This is a genomic window from Streptomyces sp. NPDC055400 (assembly GCF_053644375.1).
In genome coordinates this window covers 610,710-629,365 of record NZ_JBSHLM010000002.1, presented here as the reverse complement: position 1 = coordinate 629,365, position 18,656 = coordinate 610,710, and the positions used below count along the sequence as shown (strand labels likewise).

Annotated in this window: 15 protein-coding genes and 1 pseudogene; 13 read left to right on the top strand and 3 right to left on the bottom strand. The window is 69.9% G+C overall.

All coding sequences use genetic code 11. The features are described 5' to 3' along the window. Window positions 1-25 precede the first annotated feature (25 nt). The 7 genes from ACWIGU_RS07240 (at window position 26) to ACWIGU_RS07210 (ending at window position 7,193) form a co-directional block, all read left to right on the top strand. Entirely contained in the window at window positions 26-244 is a 219-nt protein-coding gene (locus ACWIGU_RS07240; protein ID WP_454398304.1) for a hypothetical protein, read from the top strand. Window positions 245-1,041: 797 nt separating this feature from the next. Continuing rightward, window positions 1,042-2,118: an ABC transporter substrate-binding protein gene (locus tag ACWIGU_RS07235; RefSeq protein ID WP_454398302.1), complete on the top strand. Its 1,077-nt coding sequence runs from the start codon at window positions 1,042-1,044 to the stop codon at window positions 2,116-2,118. Then, entirely contained in the window at window positions 2,115-2,981 is an 867-nt protein-coding gene (locus tag ACWIGU_RS07230; RefSeq protein ID WP_454398300.1) for an ABC transporter permease, read from the top strand. Before ACWIGU_RS07235 ends, ACWIGU_RS07230 begins: the two co-directional genes overlap by 4 nt. Beyond that, a complete protein-coding gene (locus tag ACWIGU_RS07225; RefSeq protein ID WP_454398298.1) occupies window positions 2,957-3,700 on the top strand; it encodes an ABC transporter ATP-binding protein in 744 nt (247 codons plus the stop codon). Before ACWIGU_RS07230 ends, ACWIGU_RS07225 begins: the two co-directional genes overlap by 25 nt. A 71-nt stretch (window positions 3,701-3,771) precedes the next feature. Continuing rightward, the gene (locus ACWIGU_RS07220) at window positions 3,772-4,596 is read left to right on the top strand and encodes a TauD/TfdA dioxygenase family protein (RefSeq protein WP_454398297.1); all 825 of its coding nucleotides are present in this window, start codon (window positions 3,772-3,774) and stop codon (window positions 4,594-4,596) included. After that, window positions 4,597-6,123 (top strand): MFS transporter, encoded by a 1,527-nt coding sequence (locus tag ACWIGU_RS07215; protein WP_454398295.1) that lies wholly within the window; start codon window positions 4,597-4,599, stop codon window positions 6,121-6,123. It abuts the gene before it with no gap. Continuing rightward, window positions 6,123-7,193, top strand: coding sequence for an LLM class flavin-dependent oxidoreductase (locus tag ACWIGU_RS07210; RefSeq protein ID WP_454398293.1), 1,071 nt, complete (start codon window positions 6,123-6,125; stop codon window positions 7,191-7,193). The genes ACWIGU_RS07215 and ACWIGU_RS07210 overlap by 1 nt, the downstream gene beginning before the upstream one ends. A gap of 142 nt (window positions 7,194-7,335) precedes the next feature. Here the strand turns inward: ACWIGU_RS07210 and ACWIGU_RS07205 are convergent, their stop codons facing one another. The 3 genes from ACWIGU_RS07205 to ACWIGU_RS07195 form a co-directional block, all read right to left on the bottom strand. Then, the gene (locus ACWIGU_RS07205; RefSeq protein WP_454398291.1) at window positions 7,336-8,235 is read right to left on the bottom strand and encodes an HpcH/HpaI aldolase/citrate lyase family protein; all 900 of its coding nucleotides are present in this window, start codon (window positions 8,233-8,235) and stop codon (window positions 7,336-7,338) included. Continuing rightward, on the bottom strand, window positions 8,225-9,442 hold the full coding sequence (locus ACWIGU_RS07200) for a CaiB/BaiF CoA transferase family protein (protein ID WP_454398289.1): 1,218 nt from the start codon (window positions 9,440-9,442) through the stop codon (window positions 8,225-8,227). Before ACWIGU_RS07200 ends, ACWIGU_RS07205 begins: the two co-directional genes overlap by 11 nt. A gap of 127 nt (window positions 9,443-9,569) precedes the next feature. Then, window positions 9,570-10,493: a LysR family transcriptional regulator gene (locus ACWIGU_RS07195; protein WP_454398287.1), complete on the bottom strand. Its 924-nt coding sequence runs from the start codon at window positions 10,491-10,493 to the stop codon at window positions 9,570-9,572. A gap of 162 nt (window positions 10,494-10,655) precedes the next feature. Between ACWIGU_RS07195 and ACWIGU_RS07190 the strand changes: the two genes are divergently transcribed. From ACWIGU_RS07190 to ACWIGU_RS07165, 6 genes and pseudogenes are all read left to right on the top strand, one after another. Beyond that, window positions 10,656-11,978, top strand: a complete 1,323-nt coding sequence (locus ACWIGU_RS07190) for a CitMHS family transporter (RefSeq protein ID WP_454398286.1) — start codon at window positions 10,656-10,658, stop codon at window positions 11,976-11,978. A gap of 31 nt (window positions 11,979-12,009) precedes the next feature. Next, window positions 12,010-12,495: a CocE/NonD family hydrolase gene (locus ACWIGU_RS07185; protein ID WP_454398284.1), complete on the top strand. Its 486-nt coding sequence runs from the start codon at window positions 12,010-12,012 to the stop codon at window positions 12,493-12,495. A 338-nt stretch (window positions 12,496-12,833) separates the two neighbouring features. After that, window positions 12,834-13,811, top strand: coding sequence for a phage baseplate protein (locus tag ACWIGU_RS07180; protein WP_454398282.1), 978 nt, complete (start codon window positions 12,834-12,836; stop codon window positions 13,809-13,811). Between the two features lie 109 nt (window positions 13,812-13,920). Beyond that, window positions 13,921-14,070, top strand: a pseudogene (locus tag ACWIGU_RS07175) (acetaldehyde dehydrogenase (acetylating)); the annotation flags it as partial. Window positions 14,071-14,252: 182 nt separating this feature from the next. Continuing rightward, window positions 14,253-16,448, top strand: coding sequence for an ATP-binding SpoIIE family protein phosphatase (locus ACWIGU_RS07170; RefSeq protein WP_454398280.1), 2,196 nt, complete (start codon window positions 14,253-14,255; stop codon window positions 16,446-16,448). Window positions 16,449-16,805: 357 nt separating this feature from the next. Then, complete coding sequence (locus ACWIGU_RS07165) at window positions 16,806-18,653, top strand: transketolase (protein ID WP_454398278.1); 1,848 nt, start codon at window positions 16,806-16,808, stop codon at window positions 18,651-18,653. The last annotated feature ends 3 nt before the right edge of the window (window positions 18,654-18,656 follow it).

The window sequence follows — 18,656 nt, the reverse complement described above, 5'->3', positions numbered from 1 at the left end:
ATCCGGCGCTCAGGGAGCCGGACTGGTGGAGCCGTCGGCGAAAATCAACCGTCCCGCTCCGGATCGGCGTCCCGCCCCGGTTCGTCCTTCGCAGCTGACGCTCTTGGCGCTTCCCGTATTGCCGATGTCGAAGTACGAACTGTTGGTGCTCGGCAATCATGAAGCGGGTGCTGCTGAAGAATGTATCTGGACAGCGGCAGACGACTTCTGCGGTGGGGCTGTCAAGTTCATGCATCTGCAATGAATCCTCGGTCGTCTGCCTGCTAGACATGGGCAGGCAGCGGGTCAACGCCCTGTCCACATGAAGGTCCGTTGCGAGGGGTGGCTGAAGCGCTGCTCCCAGGGCGCCGCCTCCCGGTTCCAGCGCGTCCTCACGTACCTCGAGGCGTGCGGAGTCGGCCGACACACGTGTGCACTCGATCCCGCCCTGCCCGCCCTGCCGGGAACGCAAGACGATCCGGCGGTCGGGACCTGGGAGTTGGGGCGGCCGTACTCGGCGGTGATCGGCCGGAGCGTGTCCGGTTCGGAATCGGCGTCAGCGACACCGGAATCGGCGAGTACCTCGAAGAAGCGAGCGGCGGCCGGGCGGCGGTCGCCGGCGCCGACCCTGAGGACTCGGTGTTCTCGGGCGGCAACGGCAGCCTGAACTTCACGGAGGGCATCGGCCACATCCGGCACCCGCAGTCGGTCGACGATGTCTGGCCCGATTCCTGTCGGACGGCGACAAGGACCGGAACCCGCCGGCGCGCACATGGCAGGGCCATGAAGGCGGCATTGCAGCGGTGTGACAGTCGGCTCCCCTCTCTTGAAGGGAGTCTGGGCGGTGGATAGCTTCGGTGGCATGTGGATCTGCAGGCGGCTCCGGAAGCGACGGGCCATCGATCTGATGCGCGTCGCCACCGCGGTGTGTAGCTGACCCCCTCTCCGCGCTGATCCGGGCCGCTCGGCGCCCCGCCGCACTGCTCGGCTCGATTCCCTTTTCACGCCTCCCCTCCCTTTCGCCCTGCGCTGAGGCGTGCCCCTCATCCCGTGAAGGCACGAATGTCCCCACGTACCGCCATCCCCGCATCCCTGCGCGTCGGCGCGATGACCGCTGTCGCCGTATCCCTTCTGCTGACCGCGTGCGTGAGCAACACGCAATCCACGGCGACCAGCGAGAATGTCGCGGCGAAGAAGATCCCGGCCAAGGTCTCCGCCGACACATCTCTGACCGTCGGCGCGCCTGATCTCAAAGTCGCCCTGGAACTGTCGGGTCAGATCGACAAGCTGCCCTTCAAGGTGAAGTGGGCCAATATCAGCGGCGGCCCGCAGTGCTCCGAAGCGTTCCGGGCCGACGCGCTCGACATCTGCTCGGCGGCGGAGATTCCGTCGATCAACGCCCACTGGACGGGCCTGGACACCAAGCTCGTGGCGGCGAAGTTCCGCAAGGATCCGACCGCGTACCCGATCTACGAGCTGGGGGTCGCTCCGGGCGCTCACATCAAGACCCTCGCCGACCTTCGCGGGAAGAAGATCGCCTACAGCCCCGGGCAGGCGCAGGGGGCTCTCGTACTGCGGATCCTGAAGAAGGCCGGCCTCACCCAGCAGGACGTCGACCTCGTCGAACTGGCCAGTACCGGTGACGTCTATCCCACCGCTCTGGGAAACCGTCAGGTGGATGCCGCGCCTATCGCCGATGTCAATATCAAGCGCTATCTGACGAAATACGGCAGGGACGGCGGCACGACCATCAAGCACGGTCTCCGCGACGACCCGGGGCACTTGTGGGCGCTCACCGATTCCGTGAGCAATGCGCAGAAGTCCGCTGCTGTCAGAGAACTCATCAAGTTCTGGGCGCGAGCGGGGATCTGGATCGACGAACATCCGAAGCAATGGATCGAAGGCTATTACGTCAAGGACCAGGGGCTGAGTCGCGAGGACGGTGAATACCTCGTCGAAAGGTCCGGTCACCCGGACTTTCCCGCGGACTGGACCGGCGCCATCGAGCGCCAGCAGCAGACCGTGGACCTGCTGGCGAAGGAGCAGAAGCACAAGGCCTTCGACGCGGGGATCCTCTTCGACCGCCGATACGAGCGCGTCGCCGCCGACGCCGTTGCCGGTGAAAGGAAGACGCCATGAGCACCACGGCTCTCGACCAGAGGGCGGCGACCGTGACGGCGACGGACGACGCCGCGGTCTCCTCTCCTCGCCTGCGCTCACGGGCACGCAAGAGGTTGGGGCCGGGCCGCCCCATCCCGTACGGCTGGGCGCTCGGTCCGCTGCTGCTCCTCGTGGTGTGGGCAGCCGGCTCGGGCGCCGGACTCATCGACGCCCGCAGTCTGCCCGCACCCTGGACCATCGCCGGCACCGCGGGCGACCTCATCGCCGACGGCAGGCTGCAGTCCAACTTCGCGACCTCCGCCGGGCGGGCCCTGCTCGGCCTGGTCTTCGGCACGGCCGCGGGTCTGCTGCTCGCGCTCGTCTCCGGACTGAGCCGCCTCGGCGAGGGGATCGTCGACGGGCCGGTGCAGATCAAGCGGGCGATCCCCTCGCTGGCACTGATCCCTCTGCTCGTCCTCTGGTTCGGCATCGGCGAGACGATGAAGGTCATCACGATCGCGCTCGGCGTCTTCGTCCCGGTCTACATCCACACCCACAACGGGCTGCGCACCATCGACAACCGCTATTCCGAACTCGCCGAGACGGTGCGGCTGAGCAGGATCCAGTTCGTCCGGCACGTCGTCCTGCCGGGTGCGCTGCCCGGGTTCCTGCTGGGACTGCGGTTCGCGGTGACCGCCGCCTGGCTGGCGCTCGTCGTCGTCGAGCAGGTCAACGCCACCAGCGGCATCGGCTACATGATGGAGCTCGCGCGGACCTATGGACAGACGGACGTGATCATCGTCGGTCTCGTCGTGTACGGACTCCTCGGGCTCGTCTCCGACGCCCTGGTACGGCTCGTGGAGAGGAGGGCCCTGTCATGGCGGCGGACGCTGGCGGGCTGACCGCGACCGAGGACCGCACGACGGTCCGCATCAAGAATCTGGTACGCACGCTCGGCGGGCGCCGCGTGCTCGACAACCTCGAACTGAGCATCGCCCCGGGCGAGTTCGTGGCCCTGCTCGGACGCAGTGGCTCCGGCAAGAGCACCCTGCTGAGGGCGCTGGCCGGCCTCGACCACGACGTGGCGGGAAGCGGTGAACTGGCCGCCCCCGATGACGTGTCGGTGGTCTTCCAGGACGCGAGGCTGCTCCCGTGGAAGCGGCTGCTCGAGAACGTGGTTCTGGGCCTGCCCGGCCCGGACGCCGAACAGCGGGGCCGCACCGCCCTCGCCGAAGTCGGCCTCGAAGGCCGCGAGCGGGCCTGGCCCGTCGAGCTGTCCGGCGGCGAGCAGCAGCGGGTGTCGCTCGCCCGCTCCCTCGTCCGTGAGCCCCAACTCCTGCTAGCGGACGAGCCGTTCGGGGCGCTCGACGCCCTCACCCGCATCCGGATGCACACCCTGCTGCGGCAGCTGTGCGAGCGGCACCGGCCCGCCGTGCTGCTGGTCACCCACGACGTCGACGAGGCCATCGCCCTGGCCGACCGGGTGGCCGTCCTCGACGAGGGCCGGATCGCCGACGACATCCCGGTCGACCTCCCCGCGCCGCGCAGCCACGGCGGCCCGGAGTACGCGGCACTGCGGGACCGCCTGCTCGCCCGCCTCGGCGTAGAGGCAGCCGGCTGACCGCCCCGACTAGGGGGCCCAGCACGTCTCACCCCGGCACGACCCGCACCGTACAAAGAGGAGAAGAAGCCATGACCACCGTCGCCACTTTCGACATCCTCAGGGCAGGACCGCGCTTCGGCGCGGAGATCACCGGCGTCGACCTGACCGCCCCCGTCGACGAGACCACCGCCGACGCACTGCGGCAGGCCTTCCGTGACCACAAGGTGCTGGTGTTCCGCGGCCAGCACCTGACACCCGACCAGCACGTCGCCGCCGTACGGATCTTCGCCGAACCCTTCGACCATCCGACCGCCGCGAAGGACGATGCCAATCCACTGGTCTACCCGTACAACGTGCGGCAGACCGGCAAGGCCAGCACCTGGCACATCGGCGGCCTGTGGCGTGACCCGGTCTTCGCCATCGAGTCGCTGACGTACGAGGTGGTGCCCGAGCTGGGCGGCCACACGCTGTGGGCGGACCTGCAGGCGGCGTACGACGATCTGTCGGAGCCGTTCAAGGAACTCCTGGAGTCCGTGAGCGCGGTGTACGACGGCAACGCGGAGAACTACGCGCAGGGCAGCAAGAAGACCGCGAGCGGACCGACCGTCGAGCACCCGGTCGTCCTGGCCCATCCGGCCACCGGCCGCAAGGGCCTGTTCCTCAGCACCTCGGCGATCGGCCTCACCGGCGTGACCCCCGCGGAGAGCAAGGCGCTGCTCGACCACCTGCTGCGGCACGCCTCCTCACCGAACTACACGATCCGCTTCGGCTGGCAGCCCGGCGACTTCGTCCTCTGGGACAACCGCGCCACCTGGCACTACGCCGTCGACGACTACGGCGACGGGGCGCGCGTCTACCGCAAGGTGATCGGCGTGGAGCCGGAGGCGGGCCGCGTGCCCGGGGCGCGTTCCTGAATGCTCCCGGGAGAAGACCGCGCCGCCCGGCGCGTGCTGCTGGTCTGCCTGGCCGCGGGCGCGACGACCCTGCTGGACCAGGCAGTTCTGAACATCGCGGTGCCGAGCATGCGGCTGGCCCTCGGGGCGGGTGCCGGCGACGTGCAATGGGTCGTGGCGGGATATTCGTTGGCCTTCGGTCTGGCGCTCGTGCCGGGTGGCAGCCTCGGCGACGCGCACGGGCGCAAGCGGTTCTTCCTCGCCGGCGTGGCCGTCTTCCTCCTCGCGGGGGTGACGGCCGCGACCGCCGGCGGGCCCGGCACACTGATCGCCGCACGGCTGGTGCAAGGCGCCGCTGCGGGACTCGTCAACTCGCAGGTCATCGGCACCCTCCAGGACGTCTTCCACGGCCAGGACCGTGGCCGGGCCCTGGGCCTGTACGCGGTGACGGCCGGCGTGGCCACCGCCCTGGGGCCACCGCTGGGCGGCGCACTCGTCGCGAGCCTCGGCCCTCAACTGGGCTGGCGTTGCTGTCTTTTGCTCAGCGGGCCGTGCGCGATGCTCACGCTGGCCCTGGCAGCGTGGTGGCTGCCGCCGCCTCGGCGCACCGCCCGCGACCCACGTCTCGACGTCCTCGGCCTCGCGCTGGCATGCGGCTGCGCGCTGACGCTCATGGTGCCGTTCATCCGCACCCCCGGCAGCGGGGGGAAGGCACTCCTGTGGGCGGCCGCGGCGACCGCGCTGGCGGTCGCACTGACCGCCCACCAGCGGCTGCGCGCACGACGCGGACGCCGACCCCTGCTGCATCCCGCCCTCAGGATGTCGAGGCCGTACCTGCTGGGCACCGCTGTCGCCATGGCCCAGTTCGGCGCCTCACTCGCCTCGGCGCTGGTGCTCACCGTCTTCCTCCAGGAAGGACTCGGCCTCTCCGCTCTTCTCACGGCGGCCGTCACCCTTCCCTCGGCGCTCGCGATGGGCGTCGTCTCGGCGCTCGCGTGGCGCGTGGTGCGCCGCATCGGCCCGCGCACGGTGACCCTCGGTCTCGCCCTCGGCATCGGCGCGGCCCTGGCCGGGGCGGCGGTCGCGCTCGCCGTGCCGTCGGCGGGGCTCCCGTTGGCGTGCGCCGGCGTGCAGGCGCTGACCGGCGCCGCCTCGGGACTCACGGTCTCGCCCAACCAGACCCAGGTCCTGCACCACGCACCCGCCGAAGCGGCCGGAGTGGCCGGCGGCATCCTGCAGATGGCGCAGCGCATCGCGGCAGCGGTCAGCGTCAGCGCGGTCTCGGCGGTGTATCTACACTCCGCGCCGCTGCCCCGGGCAGGCAGCGGTCCCCGATCCGCGTACGCGCTCGCCTCGTGTGTCTGCGCCGGGCTGCTCGCGGTGGCTCTGGTGCTGTCACGACTGCGTGGGGCCGCGCTGAACGAAGCCCTCCACATCGTCCCAGCAGAACGTGAACTCGCCACAAACCAGGGCCACTTGCTCCCGCACACCCCTAACGGCCGGCCCGCTGCCGCCCCGCCACCGCCCGAACAACGATCGGAAGCCTGATGACCCCGCAATTCCTCTGGTACATCCCCAACACCGTCCAGCCGGGACACCGCGGTGACGACACCACATCCGGCTGGGGTTCCATCGAGTACTCGACCGAACTCGCCCACGCGGCAGAAGCCCATGGCTGGGACGGCGCCCTGCTCGGCACCGGTTGGGGACGCCCGGACACCTTCACCGTCGCCACCGCTCTGGCCGCGCGCACCACAACGTTCAAGCCTCTGATCGCCGTCCGCCCCGGCTACTGGCAGCCCGCGAACTTCGCCAGTGCGGCCGCCACTCTCGACCAGCTCAGCCTCGGCCGCGTCCTGGTCAACATCGTCAGCGGCCTGGACACCCCGGCCGCCTACGGTGACACCACCGTCGACCCCGCCGCGCGCTACGCCCGCACCCAGGAGTTCCTGCACCTCGTACGCCGCCTGTGGATCGAGGAGAACGTCACCTTCCACGGCGAGCACTTCCAGGTCACCGACTCCACGGTCAGCCCGCGCCCTTACGCCACCGCCGAGCGGGCCCATCCGACCCTCTACTTCGGCGGCGCGTCCGAAGCCGCCGAACGCGTCTCGGCGGCCGAGGCCGATGTGCAGCTGTTCTGGGGCGAACCCCTCGACGGGATCACCGAACGCATCGCCCGGCTGCGGGAGTTGAGCGAGCGGGTGGGGCGCCGCCATACGCCCCTCGAGTACGGTCTGCGGATCACCACCGTGGTACGCGACACCACGGAGGAGGCGTGGCGCGCGGCGGAGGAGAAGGTCGCGAAGATGGCGGCCGACGCGGGCGAGATCGACACCTGGATGGGGAACCGCAAAACAGCGGTCGGCCAACGGCGGCTGCTCGACCTCACCGAACGCGGGGAGGTCCTCGACACCTGCCTCTACACCGCGCCGGGCAGGTTCGGCGGTGGGGGAGCGGCGACCACGTGGCTCGTCGGCTCACCCGACGACGTGGCTGCGGCGCTCAACGCCTACCGTGCACTCGGCATCACGCACTTCGTGCTGTCCGATACCCCCTACAAGGAGGAGACCCGCCGCATCGGTGACCAACTGCTGCCCAGGCTGCGGCAAGCGTGAGGGCAGGCAGTCCCGTCATCGTCGTCCAGAGCTGGGTTCGCAGGTAAACAGTCACGCCGTCCCCGTCGTAGGCGCCGACCGGGGCGGTGCTCGGCACAAGGCCGGGCGCCTCGGGGGCCGGCCGCCGGGGCTGAGGAGCAACTCAGGTGTGCCGCGCCAGCAGCGCCCGCGCGTTCGCCGCCATTGCCTCGTCGACCATCTCCCCGTCGAACGTCACCGCGCCCGTGCCGCGCGCCTGGGCTTCCTCCATGACGGCGATCAGCCGTGCCGCGCGGGCGAGTTCGTCCGGGCCCGGCTCGAAGACCTCGTTGAGGACGGCCACGTGGGACGGGTGGATCGCCATCATGCCCGTGTACCCCAGTGCCCGGTTCTGCTCGGCGAAGGCGCGCAGGCCGTCGAGGTCGCCGATGCGGGTCCACAGCCCGGCCATCGGATGCGGCGTTCCCGACGCCCGTACGTCGAGCAGGACGCGGGCGCGCAGGGCGTGCGTCTCGGTGCCGCCGGGGCTCCAGCGGTAGCCGACAGCGCGCTCGACGTCGCCGCCCGCTCCGGTGACTGCGCCCAGGTAGGCGACACGGGCGGCGGCCGACGCGCAGCCGTAGGCGTCGCGCAGCGCGGCGGAGCTCTCCAGGATCGGCAGGAGGGCGAAGTGGTTCTTGGGCAGACCGTGTTGGCCCTCGCTCCAGCCGAGCAGTCGGTCGGCGATGCGGATGTCGTCGGGGCCGGTCACCTTGGGCAGGACGATTCCGGTCAAGCCGGGCCGGCACAGGTCGCGCAGTTCGTCGGCGGCGGCCCAGCCGTCGAGCGGGGGGACGCGAACGAACAACGCGGGTCCCTGGGAGTCTTGTTGGGCGATGGCGTCGGTGACCTGCTGGAGGGCGGCCGTGCGCTCGCCCTCGGGCACGGCGTCCTCGAGGTCGAGGATGACCCCATCGGCCCCGGATGCCCGCGCCTTGCGCAACCAGGCGGCGGCCCGGTTGCCGGGCACGAACAGCAGGGACCGCAACAACGGGCGGGGCGAGGCCGTGGGTTCAGACGACACCGTGCTTCTCCAGGTCCGTGAGGTGTTCCGCGTCCAGGCCGAGCCACTCCTGGTAGACGAGGTGGTTGTCCTGCCCCAGCGTGGGGCCGGTCCGCCACACCGCGCCAGGGCGCTGCCGGAAGTGCGGGATGACCGACTGCATCCGTACGGGGCCGAGGTCGGCGTCGTCGACGGTGATGATGTCCTCGCGCTCGGCGTAGACGGGGTCCTCGGCGATGTCCGCCGCGCTGAACACCCGCGACGCCACCACCTCGGCCCGCGCGAACGCCTCCAGGCATTCGGCCGCCGTCCGCTCGGCCACCCAGGCCCGCAGCGCGTCGTCGAGCCGTCCACGTCCCGCGAACTGCTGTTCCGAGGTGGAGAATTCGGCCTCGTCGCAACCGAGCAGTACGGCGACATTGCGTACGGAACGAAGTGTGGCCGACGTCACCGTGATCCACTCGTCGTCTCGCGACCGATAGGTGTTGATGACGGCCGCCGGGGCGACGGCGAGCTGGTTGCCGGAGCGCTCGGGCACCGTGCCGAGCTGGTCGTGGACGATGACCTGCCACTCCACGAGCCGGAACAGCGGCTCGAAGAGAGCGAGGTCGATCCATTCGCCGTCGAAGTCGGGGTCGTGGTCGCGGCGGTGCAGCGCGGCGAGGACTGCGTATGCGCCCATGAGTCCCGTCACGGCGTCCCCGTGCGAGAAGCCGGTGTGCACCGGAGGGGTGTCGGAGAAGCCGGTCAGGTGCACCACACCGCTACGGGCCTCGCCGACCTTGCCGAACCCGGGCTCGTCGGCCCGCGACGAAGTGGCGCCGAAGCCGGATATCTGCAGCAGGACGGCCTTCGGGTTGATGCGATGCACTGCCTCCCAGTCGAGTCCCCAGGAGCGCAGGCGCCCGTTGCGCAAGGTCACGATCACCACGTCGGCCCAGGCGACCAGCCGCTCGGCGACGTCCCGCCCCGACTCCTGGTGGAGGTCGAGGGTGACGGACCGCTTGTTGCGGCCCGCTACCTTGAACCACAGCGGATGGCCGTCCTTCTTGGGGCCCATGGCGCGCGCCGCGTCGCCGGCACCCGGCGGCTCTACATGAACCACGTCCGCACCCTGGTCGGCGAGCATCGACCCGGCGAGCGGACCGGCGACCACGTGCGCGAACTCGACCACCTTCAGGCCCTGCAACTGCCCCCGGCCGCCGGACTCCTGCTGATTGATCGACACTGCTGCTCCCCGACTCGCTCGACTGCGGCGCTCCTCAGCTTGCCCAGCCGCCGACATGTGCGTCCAGCAAGAAACAGCGATGAATCTTTGCGGATACTGCATAAGTCCAGAGGGCTGGCGGCCTGGGTCAGACCCAGGACACCCCGGGCGGCAACGGGTGCCGGCGCGTGCGGCACTCCTGGAGCGTCTCCAGGAACCGGTCGGCTGCCAGCGGGAGCGGGCGCTGCGCGCGCAGGGCGATGTCCAGGCGCCGATGCACGGTCGGCTCGGCCAGGGGACGGTGCACGACCGAGCCCGCGCCGAGCAGCGGCAGCACTAGTGCGGGCATAGCCGTCACCCCGAGCCCGGCCGCCACGAGGCCGCCGACCGTTGCGACGTTGCCCGCCTGGGCGGCCGGCGCCGAGCGTGCGTCGATCTGGGCGAACGCGGCGTCGGTCAGGCGCCGCACACTGGAGTCACGGCCCACGGCGAGGAACGGCTCACGGGCCAGCTGGTCCCAGGTGACCTCGGGGAGTCCGGACAGCGGATGGTCCCGCGGCAGCACCGCGACGAACCGGTCGCTCACCAACGGCCGGTGCTCCAACTGCCCTGACGGCTCACCGATGGTGGTGATCGCGAAGTCCGCGTCACCCGACAAAACCCGGCTCAGCACCGACTGTTCCAGACCGTCCATGATCTGCACGGTGACCTGCGGCCGCTGCCGCCGGAACTCCAGGATCACCTGGGGCAGCAGCACCGCCGCGACCGACGGCAGTGTGGCCACCGCTACGTTTCCCGCCTCGCCGAGCAGGAAGCGCTGCAACTCCTTCATCCCCGACCGGTGGGCGTTGACGATCTGCTCGGCTATCCGCAGTGCCTCCCGGCCCGCCGCGGTCAACTCGACATTGCGGGTGTCGCGTTCGAGAAGCTGGGTGCCCAGCTGCCGCTCCAGGTCAGCCACCGCGCGGCTGAGTGAGGACTGGGAGACGTGCAACTGGGCGGCGGCCGCCGTGAAACTGGCCGCCCGGGCCACGGCGGCGTACGCGGTGAGATGCCGGAGAGAGCTGTCCATGGCGAACGAGCGTACGGTCTGCGGCTCTCATTGATGCGCAGACCGCATGGATAGATCTCGGTTTGATGCTGGACGCCGATCCGTTGCTGCTCCGAGACTCGTCACTCAGCCGGGCAGACACGCGCGACGGTGCGCGACGGTAGGAGAAGGCGAGCGACAACCATGCTGGCAGCGCTGGGTTTCTGCACGATCGGGCTGTTCCTCGTGCTCACCATGAGCAAACGAGTCTCCGTCCTGGTGGCCCTCGTGCTGCTGCCGGTTCTGGCGGCGCTCGTCGGCGGCTTCGCCGGGGACATGGGCGACATGGTCCTCGACGGGCTCACCACGGTCGCCCCGACCGGCATCATGATCGCCTTCGCGGTCCTCTACTTCACCTTGATGGTCGACGTCGGCCTCTTCGACCCGCTCATCAACGGCATCCTGCGGATCGCCCGAAAGGACCCGGCGCGCATCGCCGTCGGCACCGCGGTCCTCACCATGTGCGTGGCCCTTGACGGCGACGGCGCCTCGACCTTCCTCATCACGGTCTCCGCCCTGCTGCCCGTCTACAAGCGCCTCGGCATGAACCCACTCGTCCTGTCCGGTGTCGTCTGCCTGGGTGCGGGCGTGATGAACCTGATCCCGTGGGGCGGGCCGACCGTACGGGCCATGGCGGCGCTGAAGCTGGAGAGCTCGGACGTCTTCACGCCGGTCGTCCCCGCCATGATCTGCGGTGTCGTATGGGTGCTGCTCGCCTCGTACTGGATCGGCCGGCGCGAGCGCCGCCGCCTTGCCGTCCCGGGGCCGCGCGAGGAGCAGGAGTCCGCCGCACGCACGGCAGGAGACGGTCCCGGCACCCCGCTGGTTCCGTCGGTGACGCGTCCGCCGGCCCTACTCACCGCGTTCAACACAGTGCTGACCGTCGTCCTCGTCCTGGCCCTGATCACGGAAGTCATGCCGCTGCCCGTGCTGTTCGTGATCGCCTTCGCGCTCGCCCTCGTCGTCAACCACCCCACCTGGGAAGCCCAGCAGACGCTCCTCGAGAAGCACGCGAAGAGCGTCGTCCTGGTCACGACGATGATCTTCGCGGCGGGCGTCTTCACCGGCATCCTGACCGGCACCAAGATGATCCCCGAGATGGCCGAGACCCTCGTCTCCGTCGTGCCCGACTCCCTCGGCGGACACCTCGCACCGCTCGTGGCGGTCACCGGCATGCCCCTGAGCCTCGCCTTCACCCCGGATGCCTACTACTTCGGGGTTCTGCCCGTCCTCTCCCACACGGCGTCCGGGTTCGGCGGCGACCAGGCGGAGATCGCGCGGGCCGCGATCCTCGGCCAGATGACCACCGGTTTCCCCCTCAGCCCGCTCACCGCCTCCACGTTCATCCTCGTCAGCATGAGCGGCGTCCAACTCGGCGAACACCAGCGCTTCATCTTCCGCTGGGCGTTCGGCACCACCCTCGTGATGACCGCCGCGGCCCTGCTCACCGGTGCCATATCCCTCTGAACCACTCTGGACGACCTAAGGACACGTCGACATGCAGTTTCCTGAAGACGCGGTGCCGCTGCGCCGCCGCACAGTGTGCGCAATCGGCGCTGCCACCGCTGTCACCGCGGCCCTCGCCCCCACCCGGGCCGCGGCAACGACCACCGCACCCACTGCGGTGCCGCCCGACCCGTTCTTCTCGTACGACAGACCGGAGACGTACGGTGTCGTGCGCCAGGACCTCAAAGTGCCGCTTCGGGACGGCAGTTACCTGGCCGCCCAGCTGTACCGGCCCGCGAGACCCGACGGAAAGCCGGCCACCGGCACCTTCCCGGGCATCGTCTACGAGTACACGGCCTACGCCGCGAACCTGGAGTACTTCGGCACCGGTGCCGCCTACTTCGTTCGCCGCGGCTACAACGCCCTGGTCTTCCAGGCCCGCGGATCAGGTACCTCGCCGGGAACGGTCGACCCCTTCAGCCCGCAAGAGCAGCGCGACAAGTTGGTTGGCACCCCGTTGGAAACCGTGTCTATGTAGAGTGCAAAACGCCCTTGGCCTGCCAGAGCAGGCAGGGAGCCAACCCTCTTAAGTGCCAAATGCTTCGTACCGTGTTCAAGTCCAAGATCTAGCGGTTTGGTGTAGCCGCCGGTCAGAGGCATCCGAGACTGCTCGGGCCAGCAACAGGCCAGCTGGGTAACGGAATAAGCGAAGTTGTGGCGGCCCGGGCAGCACCGGATGACGGAGTACTCCACGGGCGAGCACGTGAAGAGCTGAGGGCTCCGGCTGGCAACTGCCCACCGGGGCCCGGCATGTCACCCCCTGCGGCGGATAAGATCACGTGCCCCTGTCTTCCCCTTCTGCCTCTGGAGCCCCCCATGAGCCGCACCCCTGGCTTCCCTCTCTCCCGTCGCGGTCTCATACGCACCGGCGCCGGCGCCTCGCTCGCCGCGCTCGGTCTCGGCGCCGGCGCGCAGACCGCTTCCGCCGCGGTGGCCACCACCAAGCGGTTCGATCTCACGCAGCCTTCGTACGACCTGTTCCGGGACAAGGTCACGCACGGTCCGCGTGTCCAGCAGAGCTTCGCGTTCGACTGGGTGAACAAGTTCCTGTTCGTGGCGACCAAGCGGGACGGAAGCCCCGAATCCGCCGGTGATCTGTGCATCAACAAGATGGACTTCGACGGGAACTACATCTCGTACATGCACCTCAACGGCTTCGGCCACGGCGTCGCCTTCGCCGCGCTGCCGGACGGTTCCGGCACCGAGCTGTGGATCGAGTGCGCCACGAACACCGGCGGGTTCGGTACCGCGCTCGCCCCCATCCGCTACACCGCCAACACCACCCTGGGCTCGCCTGCCGCCTCGGCCGCCTTCCAGCCGATCGCCGCGGCGACCGAGTACACCTGCTCCGTCGACCCGGTCTACCAGCGCGTGATCGTGCGCTACCACACCAGCGCCGGCAAGCGCATCGCCGTGTACCCCCTCTCCGCCTTCCAGAACCGCACCTTCGGCACGCCGCTCGTCGACTTCAAGCAGCCGACGATCTCCGGCACCGCGCAGGGCTACACCCTCTACGGCTCGTACATGTACTACCTGACGGGTGACCCCTACCCCGGCGACGGCACCCCCACCGGTGACGGCAACACCTATGTCACCAGCATCGACATCAACACTGGCACCGTGGAGCAGGGCCCCGTGCTCACCAAGGCCGGCTCCACCCTCCACTACCGCGAGCCCGAGGGCCTGGCGATCTACCGCACCGATGCCGGCGAGGCCCGCCTCTTCATCGGCTTCGCCACCGGCCTGGAGGGCGACCGCCGCTCCAGCATCTTCTACAAGAACGATCTGATCTGAGCCATGCCCGCGGCCCGGCCCCGGACCCGGCGACCGGCTGTCGGCCACCGGGCACCAGCCTCCTGACCTTCCTGCGACCGGCAGCCCCGCTAGGTGGAACAGATCGTGTGAAGCGCTGAAGGTCTCCGTCTTCCTCGAAGTCGAAGGCGCCGCGCACTACTTGCCGGCCTACGCCGGAATCCTCGACCTCATGACCTCGGCCGCACTGCGCACCGCCGAGCGCATGACCGCCCACCGCGCCACGGAGGTGGAGTTGCGGAACCTCACCCGTGTGCTGGTGGTGCGGGCACCGGGCTCCCCTGTGGTCTCTGATCCGGGGAACGGGCCGGCCCCGTTGACCGGGCCGGGCGGCGGCGGTGAGGGCCGTCGCCGGTCGGCCCCCCGGCGCGGGCGCCACGTGGAGGAGGGGCCCGCGCATACGGTTGCCCGTACATTTGGAGTATGGGAATCGACGCCCATGCCTTCCTTCGCGATCTCGCCCGAGGGCTCGAGCCCCGATCCGGCCATCTGGTCGAAGTGGTGACGGAGCGCTTGCACGGCGAGCTTCCCGAGGTGTGGAAGTACGAGGACATGGCTGCCCTGGCTCCAGTGGCCCTGTCCGCGCACGTCGACTTCGTTCTGGACTTTCTTGCGCGCCTGCCTGAAACGTCCGAGGTCACGACCCCGCCCGCGGCCATCGACCTCGCTTGCGGACTCGCTGAGCACGGTGTGCGGATCAGTGAGCTCCTCCGCCTTCATCGGCTTGTCCACGCACATCTGCTCCATCTGCTCTATGAGGAGACGGGCCGCCTCACCAAAGATCCTGAGCTGATCAACGCGGTGACGATCGCACTGAGCACGATGGCTTTCGAGTACGCCGATCTCACCGCACAGCAGGCGGTCGCGGCGTACCAGAAGGCACGCGACAGCTGGCTCCAGCGGCGGCTGTTCACGATCATCGAGGCCGGCATGCGGATCGGAACCACGCTGGACACCGCCCGCACCGCCCAGGAACTGGCAGACGTCGGTGCCGACCATTTCGCCGACATCGTCACCGTCGACCTTCTCGACGCTGCCCTCCACGAAGAAGGGACACACCTGGCAGACGGTCCGCCACAACTCCGCCGGATCGCGCAATCCGTCTCGGGCGGCAGCCTGGACCCGGGAGCCGACACACTGGACCCGGGAGCCGACACAGGGGAGAGCCACACCTACCCGGAGGGGTCTGAGCCGGCTCTCGTACTGGCCACCGGACAGCCACTCCGGCTCGACATCGCGCCTTGTGACGCGCCGGCGTGGCTGAAGGTGTCCGCGGACCACAGCCGTGCCGCGCGCGCCGAAGGCACAGGCAACGGCATCAACTCCGTGCTCCTGGTTCCTCTGTGGGCCCGTGGAAACGTCCTGGGGATCGCGCAGTTCTTCCGCAGTCAGACCTCTGACCCCTTCCATGACGACGACCTGCTCATGGCCCAGGACATCGCGTCCAGAGCGGCAGTGAACATCGACAACGCCCGTCGCTACACCCAGGAGCGTTCGGCCGCGCTCACCCTCCAGCGCAGCCTGCTGCCGCAGAACGTGCCGGAAGAGTCCGCCGTCGAGACAGCCGCCCGCTACCTGCCCAGCGGATCCCGGGCGGGCGTGGGCGGTGACTGGTACGACGTGATCCCGCTTTCCGGAGCCCGCGTCGCCCTCGTGGTGGGCGACGTGGTCGGCCGCGGCATCCAGGCCGCGGCCACCATGGGCCGACTGCGGACAGCCGTCCGCACGCTGGCCGACATCGACCTGACCCCCGACGAACTGCTGACACACCTCGACGACGTGGTCATCCGGCTGCAGCGCGCGGAGCAAAGGGGCATGGACGAGATCAGCGCCACGTGCCTGTACGCGGTCTACGACCCCGTCTCCCGCGAGTGCTCCCTGGCCAGCGCGGGACACGTTCTGCCCGCTGTGGTGACTCCCGGTGACGCGCCGGCCGGGCGCGCGGTCGTCTTCCCGGAACTATCGATCGGCCCGCCCCTGGGCCTGGGAGGGCTCCCCTTCGAAACCGCGCAGTTCGAACTGCCACAAGGCAGTCTTCTGGTGCTCTATACCGACGGCCTCATCGAAAGTCGCGCGCGCGACGCGGACGCCGCCCTCGCGGCGTTGTCCGACGTCCTCGGACAGGCGCCGGCGTCGCTGGAGGAGACCTGCGACGCACTGCTCGACACACTGTTGCCCAGTCGAGCTGCCGATGACGTCGCTCTTCTTGTGGCGCGAACCCGAGCACTGGACGCCGACCACGTCGCCACCCTGGATCTCCCCTCCGATCCGGCCGTCGTCTCCGAGGCGCGGACCTTTGCATCCGATCTGCTGGCGGCCTGGGGCCTGGAGGAGATGGCCTTCACCACGGAGCTCGTGGTCAGCGAACTCGTGACGAACGCGATCCGCTACGGCAAGACCCCCGTCCAACTGCGGATGATCCTCCAATCCACCCTGACGTGCGAGGTTTCCGACGCCAGCGGCACCGCCCCGCACCTGCGCCGCGCCCGGGACTTCGACGAGGGCGGCCGCGGCCTGCTCCTGGTCGCCCAACTCACCGAACGCTGGGGCACGCGGCACAACGGCGAGGGGAAGGTGATCTGGGCGGAACAGCTGATTCCATCCGCCGTTGCCGGATAACTCATCGCTACGCGCCCGCACTTGGCGCCCGCAGTTTGTCCGCGTACCCGTGATGGTCACGGGCACGCACAGGACCACTCAGCCCGGCCGGTGACGTCCTGACACCGGTCCGCCGGGCCGGCGCCTGGTTCGGGGGTGACGCTGCGTACAGCGCGTATGACGCCCCCGATGCGGGGTCACCACCGCGTGTTTGGCTGCTCTTGCCCGGGGGACGCGGTAAGCGGGTAGTGAGCGCCATCGTGTATCGCGTCGAGGTCACGCGCACGGGCAACTGCTCACCGACGACCCGGTGCGCAAGCAATCGCCGGCGCGCGCAGCGGGCGCCCCGACCGGCGTGGTACCCCCGGAAGGAGTGACATGAACACCCACCCACTGACAGAACTCGCCCAGCAGCTGCGTGTCGACAGTGTCCGCGCCTCCGCCGCCGCGGGCTCCGGGCATCCCACCTCCTCGATGTCCGCGGCCGACCTGATGGCCGTCCTGCTGGCCAACCACATGCGCTATGACTTCGACCGCCCCGCACACCCGGGCAACGACCGTTTCGTGCTCTCGAAGGGGCACGCCTCACCGCTGCTGTACGCCGCGTACAAGGCGGCGGGCGCGATCAACGACACCGAGCTGCTGACCTTCCGCCGGCTCGGCAGCCGGCTGGAAGGGCATCCGACGCCCCGGCGGCTGCCGTGGGTCGAGACGGCCACCGGCTCGCTCGGACAGGGGCTGCCCGTCGGCGTGGGCATCGCCCTGGCCGGCAAGCGGCTCGACCGTACGGGATACCGCGTCTGGGTGCTGTGCGGTGACAGCGAGCTCGCCGAGGGCTCGATCTGGGAGGCCGCGGAGCACGCCGGATACGAGCATCTGGACAATCTCACCGTGATCGTCGATGTCAATCGCCTCGGCCAGCGCGGCCCGACCCGGCACGGACACGACCTGAAGGCCTACGCGCGCCGTTTCCAGGCCTTCGGCTGGCACACCGTCGAGATCGACGGGCACGACGTCGACGCCGTCGACCGCGCGTACGACGAGGCCTTGTCCACCGCCGGGCAGCCGACCGCTGTCCTCGCCCGCACCCTGAAGGGCAAGGGCGTGGCCTCCGTCGAGGACCGCGAGGGCATGCACGGCAAGCCGCTGCCGGACGCAGAGGAGGCGATCGCCGAGCTCGGGGGCGTGCGCGACCTGCGCGTCGAGGTGCACCATCCGCCCGCCGCACGGTTGCTGCATCCCGTGGGTTCGGGCCGCGCGGAGCTGCCCCGTTACGAGATCGGCGACGAGGTCGCGACCCGCGACGCCTACGGGAAGGCGCTCGCGGCCGTCGGAACGGTGCGTGGCGATGTCGTCGCCCTGGACGGCGAGGTGAGCGACTCCACGCGCTCCGAGTTCTTCGCCAAGGAGCACCCCGACCGCTTCTTCGAGTGCTACATCGCCGAGCAGCAGCTGGTCGCGACCTCGGTCGGGATGGCGACGCGCGGCTGGGTGCCGTACGCATCCACGTTCGCCGCGTTCCTCACCCGCGCGTACGACTTCGTGCGGATGGCCTCGATCAGCGGGGCCGGGATCAACCTCGTCGGGTCGCACGCGGGCGTCGCCATCGGCCAGGACGGGCCTTCGCAGATGGGCCTCGAGGACCTGGCGATGTTCCGGGCGGTGTACGGCTCGACCGTGCTGTACCCGTGCGACGCCAACCAGACGGCGAAACTCGTCGCGGAGATGGCCGGCCTCGAAGGCATCCGCTACCTGCGCACATCCCGCGGCGGCACCCCCGTCATCTACAGCCCCACCGAGGACTTCCCGATCGGCGGAAGCAAGGTGCTGCGCGCCTCCGGGGCGGACCGGCTGACCGTGGTCGCGGCGGGCGTCACCCTCCACGAGGCACTGGCCGCTGCCGAGTCGCTCGACCGTGAGGGCATCCCGGTCCGGGTGATCGACCTGTACTCGGTCAAACCGGTCGACCGCCGCACCCTGCACGAGGCCGCCGAGAGCACCGGTTGCCTGCTGAGCGTGGAGGACCACCGCGAGGAGGGCGGTATCGGGGACGCGGTGCTCGACGCCTTCGCCGACGGCCGCCCCGTACCGCGACTGGTGCGCCTGGCGGTCCGCACGATGCCCGGCTCGGCGACCCCCGCGGAGCAGCTGCACGCGGCCGGTATCGACGCCGAGTCGATCGCGACGGCGGCACGGCTGCTGGTCGAGTCGGCTGTCGTGCGCTGACCG

What these genes read in the sequence shown, in the direction of transcription:
- ACWIGU_RS07165 (WP_454398278.1), top strand. Translation starts at nt 16,806, where the DNA reads ATGAACACCCACCCACTGACAGAACTCGCCCAGCAGCTGCGTGTCGAC.
- ACWIGU_RS07190 (WP_454398286.1), top strand. Translation starts at nt 10,656, where the DNA reads ATGCTGGCAGCGCTGGGTTTCTGCACGATCGGGCTGTTCCTCGTGCTC.
- ACWIGU_RS07210 (WP_454398293.1), top strand. Translation starts at nt 6,123, where the DNA reads ATGACCCCGCAATTCCTCTGGTACATCCCCAACACCGTCCAGCCGGGA.
- ACWIGU_RS07225 (WP_454398298.1), top strand. Translation starts at nt 2,957, where the DNA reads ATGGCGGCGGACGCTGGCGGGCTGACCGCGACCGAGGACCGCACGACG.
- ACWIGU_RS07220 (WP_454398297.1), top strand. Translation starts at nt 3,772, where the DNA reads ATGACCACCGTCGCCACTTTCGACATCCTCAGGGCAGGACCGCGCTTC.
- ACWIGU_RS07230 (WP_454398300.1), top strand. Translation starts at nt 2,115, where the DNA reads ATGAGCACCACGGCTCTCGACCAGAGGGCGGCGACCGTGACGGCGACG.
- ACWIGU_RS07180 (WP_454398282.1), top strand. Translation starts at nt 12,834, where the DNA reads ATGAGCCGCACCCCTGGCTTCCCTCTCTCCCGTCGCGGTCTCATACGC.
- ACWIGU_RS07215 (WP_454398295.1), top strand. Translation starts at nt 4,597, where the DNA reads ATGCTCCCGGGAGAAGACCGCGCCGCCCGGCGCGTGCTGCTGGTCTGC.
- ACWIGU_RS07235 (WP_454398302.1), top strand. Translation starts at nt 1,042, where the DNA reads ATGTCCCCACGTACCGCCATCCCCGCATCCCTGCGCGTCGGCGCGATG.
- ACWIGU_RS07185 (WP_454398284.1), top strand. Translation starts at nt 12,010, where the DNA reads ATGCAGTTTCCTGAAGACGCGGTGCCGCTGCGCCGCCGCACAGTGTGC.
- ACWIGU_RS07195 (WP_454398287.1), bottom strand. Translation starts at nt 10,493, where the DNA reads ATGGACAGCTCTCTCCGGCATCTCACCGCGTACGCCGCCGTGGCCCGG.
- ACWIGU_RS07170 (WP_454398280.1), top strand. Translation starts at nt 14,253, where the DNA reads ATGGGAATCGACGCCCATGCCTTCCTTCGCGATCTCGCCCGAGGGCTC.